Raw genomic sequence first — 1426 nt, 5'->3', positions numbered from 1 at the left:
TGTATCCATAAAGGTCATGGCTGTGGCGTATGCCAGTGAATCCCATTGACGATTTGAACCACCTACATAAAAAGTAGGCTTGGTAAAGCGATAATGTTTAGGGTATTTTAACGGCACCATAAGAGATACAAACACACGTGAACCACCGCGGGCTGAACCTACATTTCGCTCATTTGCACCAAAACAAACAATGTCTTCGTAAGGTAAATAAAACGGTTTTCTAAACAAAGTATGAGGGGTTTTTACTAAACCTGTATGGCGGTTAAAATAAAACTTATCTCGGTGCGATAATATGGCACGGTGTTTTAACGTAAACACTCCTAAACAAAAAAGAGTTATATAGATTGAGGCCATCACCCAGAAATATTCAAACCCATTCGCAATTAACGCAATGATATGAAAAAAGAAAACGATTAAAGCGAGGCTAGTACAACCAAAGCCCAGAATAGTAAATAGATTTGACCACCCGCCAAACCATGAAATAGCAAGTTGTTGCCCATCTCCGCGAACCCAGTGCCCCTCAAGCGTTGAGCCACTATCTGGGGATGAAAGCTTTGCTGCATATTCATCAGTGAAACGCTTACTTTTAAATGTGCGGGTTTTAAACCCGCAGCCATTGAGTGCTTCGGCTTTTTTTAATCGCGCCTCATAACTGTCTTTATGCAAATAATCTCTTGGCAGCCTTTCTCTGTACTTAGTGGAGTTAGCCCGATAAATCGAGTCATTTCTTTGCTTAGTTCTCTCTGCTTTCTCTATTTCTGGATCTTTTTCTTCTTTACTTTTTCGATCTCTTCTTTCAGCATAGCTTTCATCAAGTGCTAATCGTTGAATGTTTTTATCTTTTGCATTAAGTGGTTTTTTTCTCGGGTTAAGTTGTTTCCATTCTTCTAGCTTCCTAATTCTTTCTGGCCTTTTTTCTTCATCCTCAGCAACAAACTTTGCTACGTGCTCATAATAGCGCCTATCGACTTCTTCTGGGTTTGCACGCATCCAGTCTTCGCGCTCTTGATCTTCGCGCTTTCTTTCTTCTAACATTTCTTTTTTTATTTTTTCATGATCTAATTGATTTTCGCTCATTATTACTCCTTTATTTGCTGCACTTCTTGTAAATTTTTTATAACTTAGCTTTTTATAACTTAACAATGGCTTGGCTGATTACTTGGCCAATGCGGTGGCTATACTTGCGCTCATCGCCCCAAGAAAAGAACCATGACTTTTCACCTGCTTTGTAATATTCGATTGGTAAGCCATAAATACTATTAAACCCTTGAATTGTTGGTTGACCTTTACCACTGGGGTACACCTAAAGTATCCCCAGAATTAGCCTTTATATATCAATGAACTAATAGTATTAAAAAATGTGGGAAGCGAGGGAACATTCATGGTGTTTTGTGATCTTATGAATCGCTTAAAAACAACAGAGCTA

The 1426-nt window shown here is 38.7% G+C and carries 2 protein-coding genes; both read right to left on the bottom strand.

The window, feature by feature from the left end; genetic code table 11:
* On the bottom strand, positions 1-1077 hold a 1077-nt coding region (locus H5232_RS23165), incomplete at its 3' end, for a hypothetical protein (RefSeq protein ID WP_259400190.1).
* Positions 1078-1129: 52 nt separating this feature from the next.
* On the bottom strand, positions 1130-1303 hold the full coding sequence (locus H5232_RS23160) for a hypothetical protein (protein WP_182831637.1): 174 nt from the start codon (positions 1301-1303) through the stop codon (positions 1130-1132).
* Between the last annotated feature and the right edge of the window lie 123 nt (positions 1304-1426).

The sequence above is a fragment of the Pseudoalteromonas sp. SG41-5 genome, assembly GCF_014164495.1.
In the GTDB taxonomy this organism is placed as follows: domain Bacteria; phylum Pseudomonadota; class Gammaproteobacteria; order Enterobacterales; family Alteromonadaceae; genus Pseudoalteromonas; species Pseudoalteromonas rhizosphaerae.
This window is presented reverse-complemented; position numbering and strand designations above follow the sequence as displayed.